The sequence below is a fragment of the Priestia veravalensis genome (genome assembly GCF_001457055.1).
Classification (GTDB): Bacteria; Bacillota; Bacilli; order Bacillales; family Bacillaceae_H; genus Priestia; species Priestia flexa.
The window spans coordinates 1-14119 of sequence record NZ_KQ758707.1 but is presented as its reverse complement, the minus strand read 5'-3'; the positions used below and the strand labels follow the sequence as shown (position 1 = coordinate 14119).

General features: G+C 39.1%; 20 protein-coding genes and 1 riboswitch. Of the genes, 16 read left to right on the top strand and 4 right to left on the bottom strand.

The annotated features are described in order from the left end of the window. The first annotated feature begins 141 nt into the window (after nucleotides 1–141). Together AS180_RS19305 and AS180_RS19300 are read left to right on the top strand one after the other, a co-directional pair. Complete coding sequence (locus tag AS180_RS19305) at nucleotides 142–813, top strand: hypothetical protein (RefSeq protein WP_226373000.1); 672 nt, start codon at nucleotides 142–144, stop codon at nucleotides 811–813. Nucleotides 814–821: 8 nt separating this feature from the next. Further along, nucleotides 822–1355, top strand: a complete 534-nt coding sequence (locus AS180_RS19300; protein WP_062687327.1) for a SecY-interacting protein Syd — start codon at nucleotides 822–824, stop codon at nucleotides 1353–1355. Nucleotides 1356–1898: 543 nt separating this feature from the next. On the opposite strand, the gene AS180_RS19295 is transcribed toward AS180_RS19300, so the two are convergent. Further along, entirely contained in the window at nucleotides 1899–2090 is a 192-nt protein-coding gene (locus AS180_RS19295) for a hypothetical protein (RefSeq protein WP_062687326.1), read from the bottom strand. 218 nt (nucleotides 2091–2308) lie between these two features. On the opposite strand from AS180_RS19295, the gene AS180_RS19290 reads away from it, so the two are divergent. The 8 genes from AS180_RS19290 to AS180_RS19260 all read left to right on the top strand — a co-directional run bounded on the left by AS180_RS19290 (nucleotide 2309) and on the right by AS180_RS19260 (nucleotide 7519). Then, complete coding sequence (locus tag AS180_RS19290; RefSeq protein WP_062687325.1) at nucleotides 2309–2947, top strand: LysE family transporter; 639 nt, start codon at nucleotides 2309–2311, stop codon at nucleotides 2945–2947. A 209-nt stretch (nucleotides 2948–3156) separates the two neighbouring features. Beyond that, a riboswitch (purine riboswitch) is annotated at nucleotides 3157–3260 on the top strand. A 188-nt stretch (nucleotides 3261–3448) separates the two neighbouring features. Continuing rightward, a complete protein-coding gene (locus AS180_RS19285) occupies nucleotides 3449–3685 on the top strand; it encodes a hypothetical protein (protein ID WP_062687324.1) in 237 nt (78 codons plus the stop codon). Continuing rightward, complete coding sequence (locus tag AS180_RS19280) at nucleotides 3636–4010, top strand: hypothetical protein (RefSeq protein WP_197414246.1); 375 nt, start codon at nucleotides 3636–3638, stop codon at nucleotides 4008–4010. Before AS180_RS19285 ends, AS180_RS19280 begins: the two co-directional genes overlap by 50 nt. A gap of 12 nt (nucleotides 4011–4022) precedes the next feature. Then, nucleotides 4023–4583, top strand: coding sequence for a DUF5381 family protein (locus tag AS180_RS19275; RefSeq protein WP_062687323.1), 561 nt, complete (start codon nucleotides 4023–4025; stop codon nucleotides 4581–4583). 392 nt (nucleotides 4584–4975) lie between these two features. Then, nucleotides 4976–5698: a TerC family protein gene (locus tag AS180_RS19270; protein WP_061785924.1), complete on the top strand. Its 723-nt coding sequence runs from the start codon at nucleotides 4976–4978 to the stop codon at nucleotides 5696–5698. A 207-nt stretch (nucleotides 5699–5905) separates the two neighbouring features. Then, nucleotides 5906–6091, top strand: a complete 186-nt coding sequence (locus AS180_RS19265; protein WP_025910128.1) for a hypothetical protein — start codon at nucleotides 5906–5908, stop codon at nucleotides 6089–6091. An 82-nt stretch (nucleotides 6092–6173) separates the two neighbouring features. Continuing rightward, nucleotides 6174–6416 (top strand): FAD-binding protein, encoded by a 243-nt coding sequence (locus AS180_RS24110; RefSeq protein WP_139109236.1) that lies wholly within the window; start codon nucleotides 6174–6176, stop codon nucleotides 6414–6416. Beyond that, complete coding sequence (locus AS180_RS19260) at nucleotides 6332–7519, top strand: NAD(FAD)-utilizing dehydrogenase (protein WP_156413516.1); 1188 nt, start codon at nucleotides 6332–6334, stop codon at nucleotides 7517–7519. The genes AS180_RS24110 and AS180_RS19260 overlap by 85 nt, the downstream gene beginning before the upstream one ends. A gap of 268 nt (nucleotides 7520–7787) precedes the next feature. Here the strand turns inward: AS180_RS19260 and AS180_RS23360 are convergent, their stop codons facing one another. From AS180_RS23360 to AS180_RS19250, 3 genes are read right to left on the bottom strand one after another with little or no spacing between them, the layout of a single operon-like run. Continuing rightward, nucleotides 7788–7937: a hypothetical protein gene (locus AS180_RS23360; RefSeq protein ID WP_167556160.1), complete on the bottom strand. Its 150-nt coding sequence runs from the start codon at nucleotides 7935–7937 to the stop codon at nucleotides 7788–7790. 21 nt (nucleotides 7938–7958) lie between these two features. Beyond that, nucleotides 7959–8618 (bottom strand): hypothetical protein, encoded by a 660-nt coding sequence (locus AS180_RS19255; RefSeq protein WP_025910131.1) that lies wholly within the window; start codon nucleotides 8616–8618, stop codon nucleotides 7959–7961. Between the two features lie 21 nt (nucleotides 8619–8639). Next, complete coding sequence (locus tag AS180_RS19250; RefSeq protein WP_025910132.1) at nucleotides 8640–9278, bottom strand: alpha/beta family hydrolase; 639 nt, start codon at nucleotides 9276–9278, stop codon at nucleotides 8640–8642. A 243-nt stretch (nucleotides 9279–9521) separates the two neighbouring features. On the opposite strand from AS180_RS19250, the gene AS180_RS19245 reads away from it, so the two are divergent. From AS180_RS19245 to tnpA, 6 genes are all read left to right on the top strand, one after another. Beyond that, nucleotides 9522–10637 (top strand): amidohydrolase, encoded by a 1116-nt coding sequence (locus AS180_RS19245; protein WP_062687322.1) that lies wholly within the window; start codon nucleotides 9522–9524, stop codon nucleotides 10635–10637. Then, nucleotides 10634–11464, top strand: coding sequence for a MurR/RpiR family transcriptional regulator (locus AS180_RS19240; RefSeq protein ID WP_062687321.1), 831 nt, complete (start codon nucleotides 10634–10636; stop codon nucleotides 11462–11464). The genes AS180_RS19245 and AS180_RS19240 overlap by 4 nt, the downstream gene beginning before the upstream one ends. Nucleotides 11465–11477: 13 nt before the next feature. Continuing rightward, a complete protein-coding gene (locus AS180_RS19235; protein WP_062687320.1) occupies nucleotides 11478–12302 on the top strand; it encodes a GNAT family N-acetyltransferase in 825 nt (274 codons plus the stop codon). Nucleotides 12303–12318: 16 nt separating this feature from the next. Further along, nucleotides 12319–13428, top strand: a complete 1110-nt coding sequence (gene menC, locus AS180_RS19230; protein WP_062687319.1) for an o-succinylbenzoate synthase — start codon at nucleotides 12319–12321, stop codon at nucleotides 13426–13428. Nucleotides 13429–13461: 33 nt separating this feature from the next. Beyond that, nucleotides 13462–13707 carry a hypothetical protein gene (locus AS180_RS22880; protein ID WP_062687318.1) on the top strand — a complete coding sequence of 82 codons (246 nt, stop codon included), beginning with the start codon at nucleotides 13462–13464 and terminating at the stop codon, nucleotides 13705–13707. A 125-nt stretch (nucleotides 13708–13832) separates the two neighbouring features. Next, on the top strand, nucleotides 13833–14119 hold a 287-nt coding region (gene tnpA / locus AS180_RS19220; protein WP_062687328.1), incomplete at its 3' end, for an IS200/IS605 family transposase.

Genomic DNA, 14119 nt, shown 5'->3' with positions numbered 1-14119 from the left:
TACTTTTCCTACCTAACCGCTAACGTTGCCATAAGCATAGTCGGCACAAAAGGAGCGGACAAGCTCGCAAAAACGACGAAGCTTGAACAACTCAGCGGTGCCGCCACGAAGAAACTGAATGAAGGTGCCGCAGCTATTCATGTGCGTACGCAGTCAGCTCTGCAGAACTTGGGTCTAAATAAGCTGGATAATCGTTTAGTGTATCCAGGTGTTGGATCTGTGAAGGGGAATGGCGGGTATCAGTTTATTGAGCGTGTGGATGGTGGTAATGGGGTTGGGACGAAGGTTAGGGATGAGAAGGTTGCTGAGGGTACTAAAGGAACGGTTAAGAAGATAGAAGATATTAATGACCCTATTAGAACATATCGTGGTGTGGACCTTCAAAATATAGATCCAATTTATATTGCAGATCAACGTACAGTTGTTGAGATGCCATTTGGTGGAAAAGGTGAAAAATACACTAATGCTGAGGGGTGGAGACGTGATCTAAAGTATTTTTGGAGTGAACTACTTGATAGACACCCAGAAGCGTTTAGCCCAAATAATAGAGCAATAATAGAGGGAAGGAATCCGTTTACCGATAGTCCAGTTAATGATAAGGTATTTAGGGAATATTTCTCCCAGTATGATTTTAAAGGTGTTAAAGGAGACAAATTAATTCATCACCATATTGGTGGAGGTGGACAAGCGTTTCCAGTGCCTCAAAAATTACATCCAGGTTCCGGTGGAATTCATAATATAGAAAAAGAAGCAGGAATATGGGGGAAAGATAAAGTTTACTCAGAGTTATTACAGAAATTTATTAAGGAGTGATTTCCAATATGAAAGAGGTTATAAAAGCTTATTTTGAAAGATTTGTAGATAAATGGATGGAATACAATAATTCATTACCTAAAATAGTATGGAACGAAGATGTGGCTGAATTTATATACTCCGGTACAGAAGACGAATATGGATATATTTCTTGGAAACCAATGGAGAAGAGTATGAAATTTAACTTCGATGAAATTGAAGGTCAATATAATGTTCAGTTACATAATTCAGTTAAGGAGTATTTTAATTCGTATTGGTTTTTAGAATTAACAGGCTGGATTTCTTCTTATAATGTTAATTTACACCCTGTTATTCCAGGAATTGAACCAGATTATTTCATTTCGCTTGTTAAAGACTATGTAGAATCTAAAGAATTTACTTTTAAGTATATACCAATCGGTTATGAATCAAATGGGATGTTATTAGTAGTAAACAACAATACAGGTGAGATTTTTGTTGAAGATTTTGAGTTAAATGAGTACAAAAAGATAGCCAATAGTTTAGAAAGCCTCATTTTACATTTGAAATTTAAGGACGAATAATGGAAATTCAATAAGTGACAAAGTAATAAAAAAAAGACTTAATTTGGGATTGTCTTGCACTATTTTTAATGTAGCTTTAAAAGCAGAAATAATGATATATGGAATATCATTTGGACTTATGTTGTTAGGGCTCAGAATCATTTATAAGCAAATAAAGAAGAAATAACACGCGTGCATTATACGCGTGTTATTTTTTTCGAAAACAGTATGCATTAATGGGTCATTGATTACTTTTAATAATTCTTATACTTCTTGAAGTTTTAAGTGTGTAGTCGATAATACCTTTAGTTTTGAGGATATTTACATAGCACGAAGTGGTACTGGTTGAATGAAACTCACTAATTGAATTGTCCATGTATGAAGGCACTCCACTTGCTATTTACTTACCAGACCTTTGAAAGATATGGGGAGAGAAGAAGAGGCAGTAAGGTAATTAATGAATAAACATTGAAAAAATTAAGCACTTAATTGTCTCCTGTAGATGATAAGTGCTTTTTCACGTTCTCATATTCATATAAACTCATTCTTGTTTAATGTTTATATTTAATCAATAAAAGCTAAAGTCAGCTGATTATCACTTAATCTTAGTTTCTCACCTTTTGAAACTTTATCTCCTAAGTACGTTTGGAATTCGGTAAAGCTAGCAAGAATGCTGTCTTTCTTTTCTTGGCTCATTTTGTTTAGCTTATTCTCTACCTTGTTTTCAACTGTTTTCGTATTATTGTTGATTTTCAACTCTCCTCCTAATAAAGTAATGTCATTCTTATAAGCTAAGGCCCCTAATTATTGGTATGTAAACCTATTATTTCATTTAAATGTGCTAGATAAGTATTTAGTCATAATAGTTCAATCTTTTACCGAGCCGTTATGCAGCAATTCGCAGCTAAGTAGACTATCTCAAAAGGTATGGTCATATCTTATAGAAAGACAAGCTATGGAGTTGGAGGGATAACGTGACTATTCTAATTATTCATCTAGTGGTATTGGGAATCAGTCTTGCAGCACCATTAGGGCCGATTAAAGTTGAGATGATCAAGCGAGGAATTGCAGGTGGTTTTTGGCCTTCTTGGCTTATCGGTCTGGGAGGAGTTACGGGAGATTTCCTGTTTCTAGTCGTCATTTATTTAGGAGCTGAACATTTATTTCAACATCACTTGGTGGTTGTGTTTACATATTTGTTAGGCGGTTTTTTTCTCATTAAACTCGGAATAAGCAGCCTATCGAAACAGCATTCGTTCAAGCAGGAAGATATGACAACCACTTTGGCTCCGTGGTATAAAACATTTTTCGTTGGTTTTTTAATTGCGTTATTAAATCCTTTAAATATTGTATTTTGGTTTGGGGTTTATGGCTCTACCTTACAGGAAATGACGCAGACGATGTCTCATTCTCTTTCTTTTCTCTACAGTTTATTTATTCTAGGGGGAATTATCCTTTGGAATCTGAACGTGGCTTTCACGGTACACTTCGGTCGAAATCTTTTGACAGATAAATTTTTGAAAAATATCTCGGTGGTTGCTGGGGGTGTGTTGATTTTATATGGTGTGCGTTTTATCGTTCGGTTTGGTAAAGAGATTTTAGCGTTTATATAAAGAAGAATAAGCACTTGAAGTCTGAGAAGGCAGTAAGTGCTTTTTTATATGGATAATAAAAAAAGTAATATTTAACTATAAATGGATTTAAAGAACATATATGAGATTTATTTAAATTATTGTAAAAAATGTTTAAAGATGCAATATGGTAGAGTGGTTTCATACAGGTTATCATTTCCAATTTATGAATATCACCTTAGATTACTATCTGTAATGTTAAATTTAAAAATCGTATATCCTCAGAAATATGGTCTGAGAGTCTCTACCCAATTCCCGTATAAAGAATTGGACTACGAGTTAAATTTTACTTTATTGGTGTTAAGAATTAATTTAAAAAGAATAATAGTGTGGGTGTACTTTAATAATTAGTACTTATTAGATGGGAGCTTTGATACAAAGCCCCATTCTCTTAAGCTATTACTTTGTAAGACACTTACACTTTATTTAAGCATAGTTACTTGCGTTTAACATAAGTAATACGTGCGTTCTACAGGAAATAAAATGTCTGATGCTGATAATTTAATAGGAAAGTTATATAAGTTGCATCAGCAGTATGGGAACTTGACTGCGCTTGGAACGCTTGCAGGTGGTCAAGCTTTGTACTATGGTGTTGGTTTAACGAAGTTCCCTAAGGATGCTTATGGTAAATATAGTCTTAAACATATGAAGGCTTTAAATGCTTTTTCAGATGTGGTTGATAATTCGAAATTTAGCAAAGCAGCTCGAGGGCTTGCTTGAAGAGTTTAGTGATGTAGAGCACCTCTGTGCAGCAATCAGTCGTTGGACATCTCAATTAACAGTAGCAGATATTCAAGCAACTAGTAGTTTTTTAATGGATTTAAATACTAGGAAATCGAGAATAAATACAATGATGGTACTTGCTTACAACCAACATAACAACCCGGAGCCTGAGGATATTTGCTTTTTCATTCCAGGTAAGCAGAATGACTGGGTTCTCGCTAGAAATGAGGACAATCGATTTAATTTAGAGCTTACAAGCAAAGCTTTCTTGAAAACGTTTATTCCTTCCTATATATTTAAAATAAATGAAGCTATTGGATAAGGAGAACGAATAATGTTATTAAATATGAAGCATTCTGGTGATGAAGTTCATATTAAAGGAAGCATGTTATATTATGTAATCCAGTTTATATTTTATATAGGTGGTTTATTTGGAACAGCACTTTTAATCATTGATGGTTTAGGCTTTAATTCAACTTTTTCACTTCAATGGTTAATTGGAGGGATTGTACTGTTTCCAGTTATGGCTTATCTATTCATATGGTATATTCCTGGTATAATTCCTGGGAAAACTATTATTTCATTTGTTCCAGGACCAAACGGTTATTTTAAGACCAAAAAAGGCAATGTGTCATTCAAGAACATACAAAAAGCAGAAGTGCGTCGCAATGGTTTCAACCTGATCAATGTTTTGGTAATTATCACGCATGATAAAAAACAATATCGAATTCCTACCTATAATTTAGTAGATGAAACTGGAATTGATTTAATGATTGACAAGTATGTTTATCCATATATGACGCCTGATGCTCGAAAGGTATGGAATGAGCAAGTAAATCTTGAGAAACTACATGAACTTATCAAATATAAGCGAGAAGATAACATGAATATGTAACATAAATCATTTCACGTAAAAGGCCTTATGCAGTAATATCTCACTACTGAATGGAGTTTTTTATACATTTTTCAGCTTAGGGAAGGTATTGACTATACTCTTTGGCAGAAGATGATTGTTAAGTAGGGAAAAAGTTTTGTTGTATAAACTTTTACTTTGATATACTATTTGGAATGTAGTAGAATAATTCTATTAACAAAGTCAAGCGTGCTTCAAAGCACATTGAGTGATCGACGTTTGGTTTTTGAGGTTTCGAACGCTTAGGCTCGGAGCCTTTTTGTTGTTTGAACGAACGATTGCAGCGCTTGCTTCGTTTAAGAATAGCTTCTTGGTTCTAAACAGTATATCTTACAGGCAGTGTTCCTGTAAGTAAAAAGGAGAAGACGATAAGCATGGAAAATGAGCTTTTCACTTTAGGCGTCGCGATTTCATCAACAGCTATTATTGCGTTATTAAAAATCATTCTTATTGACATTATCTTATCTGGAGATAATGCAGTCGTAATTGCGATGGCTACACGGAATTTACCAAAAGAGCTGCAAAATAAAGCGATTTTTTGGGGAACGTTTGGAGCGGTCGTTCTACGCATCGGGTTTGCGGCAGTTATCGTATACCTACTGAAAATTCCATTTGTGACAATCATCGGCGGCGTGTTGCTTCTGTGGATTGCGTACAAAGTACTGGTGGAAGAAGAAGATAGTTCAAATATTAAGTCTTATAACGGCTTAGGAAAAGCGATTCAAACAATTATTATCGCAGACGCAGTGATGAGTCTTGATAACGTAGTAGCGGTTGCTGGGGCTGCAAATGGTCATATTGGAATGGTTGCTCTTGGCGTATTGATTAGTATTCCAATTATGATTTTTGGTTCAAAAGCAATCGTGAAAGCAATGGACAAGTATCCGTGGATTGCATACGTTGGAGCTGGAATTTTAGCTTGGACGGCAGCTGAAATGATTTTAAAAGACAAAAGCGTTGGCGAGCTGCTTCACATTCATCACGGGATTGCGACCTATCTGATTCAAGCAGTCGTAGTTGTTCTCATTTTGTTTGCTGGCTACAGCAAGAACAAAAGAATTAAAGAGAAAAACGATAGAGTTAAACAATCAGCATAATACGCAAAAGGGAGCGAGTGGTATTCGCTCTCTTTTTTTAGTATCTGTATCTTTGATAGAATGTAGTACATGGATCAGGAAAGAAGCATCATATGTGAAGACGTAGGAGAAAGGAGAAAGCAGAAAGTAGAAAATAATGGTCATAAACTCTTTCATATTGCGAAGTGCTGCGATTCTTTGTAAAGTTGTACTATAGGAGTGATGAACATGAGTGAACGATGGCTTTCAAAGCAGTTTATTCCCATCTATTTTACTGCGACAGTGCTTGTGTTTGTATTGTTCAAAGTATTAGGTTCTACGTGGCTGCAATCCTTCGTGATTAGCTTGCCATTTTTAATTGCAGGGATGGCTGCGGTTGGTGAAAACCGCGATCGTCGTAAAAAAAGCAAATAGATTGCTAGAGCGAGAAGCTGCGCTGTTCGGTATTTAACCAGCGTAGCTTCTACGTATATAAAAGAGTATGAGGTGAAGCGATGTGTATGATGTTGTCATTATTGGAGCAGGCGTAAGCGGGGTGTTTTTAGCGTACACGCTGGCAAGCCAAAGCCAAAACGTGTACTGCTTATTGATAAGGGAAAACAGCTCCATAAAAGGTCATGTCCTCTTGATGAAGGGAAGCTTTGCAGTTGTGACGTGTGCGGAAAATATTACGGTTTTGCAGGACTCGGAAAGTCAGAAGGAAAGTTTAATTACACCAATGATTTTGGCGGAGATTTAGAGCAAAAAGTAGGTCCAGAAGAAGCGCTTCGTCTCATGAAAGAAGTGGACGATGTGCTTTGTTCGTTCGGAGGGGATGAAGTCAAGCTGTATTCCACGGTCAATCCAGACCTTGTAAAGAATGCAGAAGTACATGGTCTCCAGCTTCTTTCAACGGAAGTCCGACACTTAGGAACAGCTCGTTCGACTGCTATTTTCCAGCGCATATACGACGTGTTGAAGTCACGAATTGACATATGGTTTGAAGTAGACGTCAAGCGCATTGAGAAACAAGAAAATGAGTTTAAAATTGTTTCAAATAAAGGGGATGTACAAGCACGTCGCGTCGTGGTCGCAACAGGTAGGTCAGGGAACGACTGGGTTGAAGAACAATTCTCAGCTCTCGGTGTGAAGAAAGGATCAACTCGCTTAGATTTAGGAATACGTATTGAAATGCACGGTCGCCAGCTCAATCGTTTGTTAGAGCATACGTTTGAAACAAAGCTTTCTTCCGAACATGAAGGCGTCATTTCGTATACATACTGTATGAATCCAAAGGGCCGCATTATTAGAAAGTACCAGGAAGGATTGGTCATGCCAGATGGTCAGAACTATAGAGAAGAAGGAAGCGGTACGGCAAACCTAAACTTTACGCTTTTTACACCGGCGTATTTTAATACGCTGCAAGAAGCGAACACCTATGCGCAAAATGTGATTGGTGAACTAAACGCCGGTGGAGATCAGATTGTCGTGCAGCGCTTGTCCGACTTGCGACGTCAAAAAGCAACCTCCAAGGAAGACATGAGCGGTAATCGAATCCAACCGACGCTTAGCGCTACCGAGGGGAATTTATTGAACTATGTTCCAACTAATTATATTTCTGCATTAGAAGCCTTTTTGGAAAAGCTCGAAGGATTGCTTGGAGAAAGCATTCACGAAGATACGCTTCTTTATGGAATGGACGGGAAGTTTTATTCGCCGGTTGTGGAAACGAATGAATACTTCGAAACTAATGTGAAAGAGCTGTACGTTATTGGAGATAGCTCTGGCGTTACGCATTCGCTCTCTCAAGCAGCGGCGAGTGGGATGTATGTAGGTAAAGTGTTCAATGAAAAAGTCTTGTGATGGTTTGTTAAGAATCTATTATTCTAGTACGATAAATCTGATATTTGACTATAATAAACAAACGCTCAAAATGCTTTGAGCGTTTGTAGGAAAGAAGTATACGGTTAATGTAAAATGAAAATAGAGATAAGACCCGCAATGAAAATGATGATAAATAAAAATAAGTCTGTATCTATGAAGTCTTTTTTCTTGTTGTGGTTAGTTGGTGTCGGTTTTTTCAATGATTATTGAACCTCTTTCGTATTCTAATTTTTCCTTATGGATATTTTTACTTACCAAACGCTTGAAACACAAAAACAATCGCATAAAGGGGAATAGCAACAATGAGTACTCCAGTCAAGAAATAGCATAAGCTTCGTACGAGAAACTTCATGATGTCATACAGAGAACCAGCAATGTCGTCAATGAACTTCAACATGTCTACCACCTGCTTTTGTTTTTAGTGAAAACGGCATTTTAACACGTAGATGCTGTCGTATTCTTTTAGCTCTTTTTCGTGAGCTTTTGGATCTTTTAAATAGTTTAGCTGAATGCTTGATATGGAATCTTCAGAAGAATAAGCCATGTAGCCTAGTGGCATGTCTCCATCAATTTTTTGTACGTCTTGATAAAAGCCTTCCCACGTGCCAGCTAAGTTCTCTTTTTCTTCAATGTTCCTTTTTTCTGTGAAGCTTAACCCAGCGCTGCTCGTTTGATTTCCAACCTTTAAGTTAAACATAGTAATGACTTCTTCTCCGTCTTCATCTTCCGGATAAATATCGCTAGAAGTGAAAATAATCAGTCCTTCTTTGTCCACTTCTGTAGATAACTCATTTAGCTTTTCTACAAATAGCCCCTTTTCATACTTTTCAACCCAAACGTCGACTTCTTTCTTCTTGCTACCAGAGTCATATTCAAAGACAAACGCTTGATTAGTATTAAGCAGCATATCCTCTCTTGCCGTTAGAGAATGCGTGACGTTTTTAATTGTTTCGCTTTTTAGAGCGGGTCCTTTGCCGCTAGTAACTTGGTCAGAGCTGTTTGAAAAAAACATTGTGATGAAGCCTCCAACCGCTAATAAGAAAAGAACTAATAAAAAAGCGATTTTTCCTTTTGACATGGTTTGTACCCTCCTTTTTAATCAATGCTGTTTCACTATATGTAGAGACTTCTTCATATTATTCATGACGTTCATGAGAGCTGTGAGAGATGCGTGCGCATTTATCGGATGAACGTCCAATGAGTGATCCGCATCTTTTATAACGTCCACCTGAAAATTTGTCTCGTGAAGCTGTTGAAACTTTTGTTTGTCGTAGTGAACGTCTTGGTCTCCAATCACAAGAAGTCCCTGGTGCTTGCTTTCTTGAACACTTGTAAATAACTCAGGAAAGTTTAGCAGAGGAGTCAAGAGGAGCATTGTCGCACCTGCAAAGCGGTCTTGTTTCATGAAGTTGTAAAGGATTGGCACGGTACCCAGCGACTTTCCTAAAAAGATGATTTCTTCATATGAATATGCTTCTAAAATATGAGTCAAAATAGGATCAATGTCTTTTATCATCATATGAGCAACGGTTTGAAGCGACTGCTTTAAAAAGTCGCGGTTGTAGCTGTAGTGAACGTGTACAACATCAATCCCTTCTTCAAGCATGAGCATCGTAGAATAGTAGAATAGAGGTTTCTCATAGTGATAGCCAAGACCTGAAAGCATAATACATACTTTTTTTGAACCACGGTGAATGTGGGTATAAGGAACAGAGTGATGCGGAAGCGTTTGTTTCATTATCTACTCTCCTTAGTTAATTTTTGCTATTTTAACATTTATTTCATTATTTTTGAAGAGGTTATATATTTGCATAGTATTTTAGTTCATATTCCAATATTTCATAGTGCTCTAAAGCTATTGTTTATTGTCAGAAAGTTATGATATTATAAGAATCAAGTGAAGGAAAAACTTCATTGATGAATAAATATGAAGTTTTGAGTGCGAAGGAGGATGGAATGAACCAGTCATACGTAAAAAAAGATGAAAAATGACATTTATAAAACTTATGAACATCTGCATACATATCCAGAATCAAGCAGTGAGGAAAAAGAAACGTCAGCTTATATTCAAAAGAAGCTAGAGGATGCTGGATACAGCGTTCGCACATTCTCAGAACATTACGGATTAACTGCTGAGCTTCAAGGTGCTTCTTCCGAAGTGGTAGCGTTCCGAGCTGATTTAGATGCGGTCGTGCAGTGGATGGACGGAGAGCTAAAAGCCAATCACTCGTGCGGGCACGATGCTCATAGTACCATGCTTTTGTACACGGCTCTTGCGCTTAAGAAAATGAATATCAAGCCTCAAAAAACGATTCGCTTTTTGTTTCAACCATCAGAAGAAACCGGGGCGGGAGCGAAGCAAATGATTGAATCAGGGTGCTTGCAAAACGTGACGGAGCTGTATGGCATGCACGTAAGACCTGAGTGGGAAGTAGAGGATAAGAAAGCATCTCCCGTTATTTTACACGGCTCAGCCTGTGCAGTTCATGGCATCGTTCACGGTGTACAAGCTCATGCGTCACGACCCGAATTTGGTAAAAATGCGATTGAAATCGCAGCGGACCTTGTACAGATGCTAAGAGGTTTACGCTTAACAAAAACGAATGATTATTCAGTCAAAATGACGAAGCTGCAAGCTGGAGGAGATAGCACAAATGTAATTCCTGATGAAGCTGTGTTTGCTTTGGATTTGCGAGCCAATACAAATGAAGCGATGGATGAATTGAAATCGCGAGTGGAGCACATCCTCTCTCACCTGACTTCAATGCATGAGGTAGCAATCGATTATCATTTTGAAGGACGTACATACGCTGCGGTTCCAAACGTTCATACCATTCAAATTGCGACACAGGCCATTCAGTCTGTACTAGGTGACGATGGATTAGTATCTGTCTGCGAAACGAAGGGTGCTGAAGACTTTCACGTGTACACGAAAGAAACGGGGGTGGCTTCGACGATGATCGGTCTTGGATGTGGATTAAAGCATGGCCTTCATCATCCTGACATGATATTTAATAAAGAAGCGCTGCTAACCGGAACAAACATTTATCTAACCCTTGTTCTTTTGGCCTCAAAAGCAGAGGTGCAGGGAGAATGAGTGCGCAGCGATTTGAACAGGTAGTAAAAGAAGCGTTTCCTCATTTATCATCAGGGCAAAAGAAGGTTGCTCAGTATTTACTGGATTCCCTTCAAGAAGCGTCGTTTCAAACGGCAGCAGAAATTGGTCGTGCCTCGGGAGTCAGCGAAACGACAGTTATTCGCCTTTCATACTCTCTTGGCTTTCAAAGCTTTTCACAAATGCACGATGCGATTCAGCAGCGCGTAATGGGACGCGAAAAAACAGTTAAAAAAGAAGAGAATCAAAACGTTCTTAAGCGCGTGTTAGAAAGCGAACTGAACATCATCTGCCGCTTGGAAAATGAGGAGAACACTCAGAGAATTTGGGAAGTGGTAGACAGACTGATTCACGCAGATCAAGTACTGGTTGCCGGATACCGAACTTCATACGGAGCAGCACACTGGTTTTCAATGATGCTTTCGACGCTTCGGGAACGCGTGCGGTTAGTCAATCAGCCGGGAGATATTCAAGAAAGTCTTTGCGACTTAACACCCGAGTCAGTCATTGTTGTCCTGTCGTTTCCCCGCTATGCAAAGGAAGCGACAAAGCTTGCGGCTTACGCTAAGAAAGTTGGGGTAACGGTAATTGCCGTTACCGATCGTATTTTATCGCCGGTTGGTGAGCTAGCTGACATTACGCTTTTAACAGAGACAAACGTCCAGTCAGGTTGCAACTCAATCGCCCCGGTCATTACGCTTTTGGACTTAGTGCTCACCGCATATCAAGAAAAAAATCCCGCTGGCGTTCAAAAGCGTCAGCAAAAGCTTGAGAGCTTATATACACATCAAGATACATACATGGAATAAGCGAGGAGATAATATGACGAATTTACATATGGACGAGCTCGTCATTCGGCGGGTGGAGCATCCAGACGAACTGCGAAAAGTAGGGAATTTAGAGCGAACAATCTGGAAGGGAGAAGATCCGGTTCCAGTTGAAATGATGGTCGCAACGGTTCGAAACGGAGGGCTGGTGTTAGGAGCTTTTCTTGAAGACAAGCTCATTGGGTTTCAGTATTCATTTCCAGGCTTTGACGGCAAGCAATCCTATTTATGCTCTCACAGCTTGGGCATTTTAAAAGAATATCGTAGCTATGGTATTGGGCAAAAGCTGAAGTGGGCGCAGCGACAAGAAGCAAAGAAGCTAGGTTATGAGTTGCTTGCATGGACATATGATCCGCTTGAAACAGCAAATGCTAACTTGAATTTGCGAAAGCTCGGCGGAATTGGAGCAGCCTATAAAGAAAATTACTACGGTGAACTAAACGACATTCTAAATGCAGGAATACCGTCGGACCGCTTTGTGGTGCATTGGTGGATTCAAAGCGACCGCGTGCAGAAACGAGAAGAAAAGGAATATGCGGAATGGAGCGTTAAGGAAGACAATATTCTATTAAACTATGTGCTAAATAATCAAGAGTTACCAACTCCTGCACCTATGAACTCTACATTAATGCATGACATGTTATTCGTAGCGGTGCCCGCTCGCTATCAAGAGGTAAAGGCAAAAAATCAAGACCTGGCGCTACAGTGGCGCTTAAAAACAAGAGAAGCATTGAGCAAAGCTCTAGACTGTGGCTATGAAGTCACGGATTTTGTGAAAACAAACGGAAATATTCATTACTACGTAGTGACAAAAAAATAAGGTAGGGGGAAACGAGATGGAGATTCAGCACATTATTTTGCGCCACGTGAAAATGGAGCTTTTAGAACCATTCACAACGAGCATCTTCACCGAAACGCATAAAGAATTTATCCTAGTAGAAATCCTAGGGAAAAACGGCTTATCGGGGTGGGCAGAGTCTGTTGCTTCACCAGAGCCTTACTATAAAGAAGAAACGCTCAAAACAAATTGGCACATCATGGAGGATTATTTAATTCCGCTTTTACTTCAACATCCTGTGTCCCACCCGAGCGAACTTCAGAAGTTGTTTGAACCGATTCGGGGCAACTCCATGGCGAAAGCAGCGCTTGAAGGGGCAATGTGGGACTTATACGCAAGAAGCAACAACGAGCCGCTTTGGAAAGCACTTGGCGGGACGAAAGAAACCATTGATGTTGGGGTTAGTTTAGGGATTAAAGATTCAGAGTATGAGCTATTAAAAGCGGTGGAAAAAAACTGTGAAGAAGGATATAAGCGAATTAAGCTAAAGGTAAAGCCAGGCTGGGATCTCGATATTTTAAAAGCAGTTCGCACGCGCTTCCCGGATATTTCCTTGATGGCAGATGCGAACTCAGCGTATACGCTAGGTGACATTGATCACTTAAAAGCGTTTGATGAATTTAACCTCACGATGATTGAGCAGCCGCTCGCTTATGACGATATCATTGACCATGCGAAGCTGCAGCGCGAGCTTCAAACGCCGCTTTGCTTAGATGAAAGCATTTATACGTTTGATGATGCAAGGCATGCGATTGCGTTAGGAAGCTGTAAAATTATTAATATTAAAATTGGCCGCGTTGGTGGACTCTATGAATCGAAGCAGATTCATGATCTTTGTAAAGAGCACGGCATACCTGTCTGGTGTGGAGGGATGCTGGAAGCTGGTGTAGGGCGTGCTCATAACGTTGCCATTACGACGCTCGATAACTTTACGCTTCCTGGGGACACGTCAGCCTCTTCTCGCTATTTTTCAAGCGATATCACAGACCCTGCGATTACAGTTGAAAATGGAGTGATTACCGTACCAACCACACCGGGGATTGGCTTTGAACCAAACCGCAAGCGAATTGAAGAGCGTACGCACTACAGCAAGCTTTATAAATTTTGAGGGATATAGACTTTAAGGGGGGAGGGAGCGCCAGTGAGTAGCGTTCCAGCAAAGAAGGTACAGGATAAGGGGTATAGTAGAGGAGATTATGTTCGATTTATTGTTCCATCCGTATTAGGAATTTTATTGTTTATGATTCCCATTCCGATGGAAGATGGAACGACCGTTTTCGTCGCGTTTGTTGCAAACTGGCTTGGTGATGTATTTGCATCAACAATTCCAATGATTGCCGCTGTTTTAACGAACTTCCGAAAGAAGTCTCCCTCTTCAAGCGTGTGAAGGGCGTAGCCCAACGGTAAGGGGGAGATGAATTTCGGTTGGGCGACAGCCCAAAGGCTTTTCCTTTTGCCTTTATGCTCAATATGTTATAATCAGTCTTATAAAGCATAAGGATTGATATAACAATGAATTTAGACAGTAATAACCATTCAGTGTTCTTGATGTATTATCATCTTGTATTAGTGGTTAAGTATCGAAGGAAAGTAATAGATGACACCATTTCAGACTATGCCAAAGATAAATTTGTGTCTTTGAGCGAAAAATATAATATCACATTGCTTGAATGGAACCACGATATTGACCATGTTCATATTTTGTTCAAAGCACAACCCAACAGTGAATTATCGAAATTCATCAATGCCTATAAAAGTGCGAGTTCGAGACTCATCAAGAAAGATTTTCCTCATGTTCG

Coding starts and splice junctions, on each gene's coding strand:
- AS180_RS19300 (WP_062687327.1), top strand. CDS start 822: ATGAAAGAGGTTATAAAAGCTTATTTTGAAAGATTTGTAGATAAATGG.
- AS180_RS19285 (WP_062687324.1), top strand. CDS start 3,449: ATGTCTGATGCTGATAATTTAATAGGAAAGTTATATAAGTTGCATCAG.
- AS180_RS19280 (WP_197414246.1), top strand. CDS start 3,636: ATGTGGTTGATAATTCGAAATTTAGCAAAGCAGCTCGAGGGCTTGCTT.
- AS180_RS19275 (WP_062687323.1), top strand. CDS start 4,023: ATGTTATTAAATATGAAGCATTCTGGTGATGAAGTTCATATTAAAGGA.
- AS180_RS19270 (WP_061785924.1), top strand. CDS start 4,976: ATGGAAAATGAGCTTTTCACTTTAGGCGTCGCGATTTCATCAACAGCT.
- AS180_RS19265 (WP_025910128.1), top strand. CDS start 5,906: ATGAGTGAACGATGGCTTTCAAAGCAGTTTATTCCCATCTATTTTACT.
- AS180_RS23360 (WP_167556160.1), bottom strand. CDS start 7,937: ATGTTGAAGTTCATTGACGACATTGCTGGTTCTCTGTATGACATCATG.
- AS180_RS19255 (WP_025910131.1), bottom strand. CDS start 8,618: ATGTCAAAAGGAAAAATCGCTTTTTTATTAGTTCTTTTCTTATTAGCG.
- AS180_RS19250 (WP_025910132.1), bottom strand. CDS start 9,278: ATGAAACAAACGCTTCCGCATCACTCTGTTCCTTATACCCACATTCAC.
- AS180_RS19245 (WP_062687322.1), top strand. CDS start 9,522: ATGAAAAATGACATTTATAAAACTTATGAACATCTGCATACATATCCA.
- AS180_RS19240 (WP_062687321.1), top strand. CDS start 10,634: ATGAGTGCGCAGCGATTTGAACAGGTAGTAAAAGAAGCGTTTCCTCAT.
- AS180_RS19235 (WP_062687320.1), top strand. CDS start 11,478: ATGACGAATTTACATATGGACGAGCTCGTCATTCGGCGGGTGGAGCAT.
- menC (WP_062687319.1), top strand. CDS start 12,319: ATGGAGATTCAGCACATTATTTTGCGCCACGTGAAAATGGAGCTTTTA.